This window comes from Shewanella sp. T24-MNA-CIBAN-0130, from assembly GCF_040310185.1.
Taxonomy (GTDB): domain Bacteria; phylum Pseudomonadota; class Gammaproteobacteria; order Enterobacterales; family Shewanellaceae; genus Shewanella; species Shewanella psychromarinicola.
Map to the genome: position 1 here is coordinate 1 of NZ_JBEOPP010000562.1, position 236 is coordinate 236.

The following is a 236-nucleotide window of genomic DNA, read 5'->3' on the forward strand; positions in this document are numbered from 1 at the left end:
GCCCGTTATAGCCTAGCACCGCAGTGGCAATCAGAACAGCTGGCGTTAAATAATAACCTACCAGACAGCTGCGGCGAGCATGTTTTTTATGTCGCCTATCCTGACGCCAAAGACTTTGCGGCACGGGTCATCGCGGCCAAATGGCAAGCACTGGGAAACACCCTAAGTGGCAAGGTCATCTCACAAGAAACGCCTTATCAGACCGCAAAAAATAGCAAGTCGACGCAGGGTCTGGC

1 protein-coding gene is annotated in these 236 nt (G+C 52.5%); it reads left to right on the forward strand.

Annotation, left to right across the window (positions count from 1 at the left end; genetic code table 11):
* A partial coding sequence (locus AAEZ02_RS23500; protein WP_351125658.1) for a hypothetical protein occupies positions 1–236 on the forward strand: 236 nt, incomplete at both ends.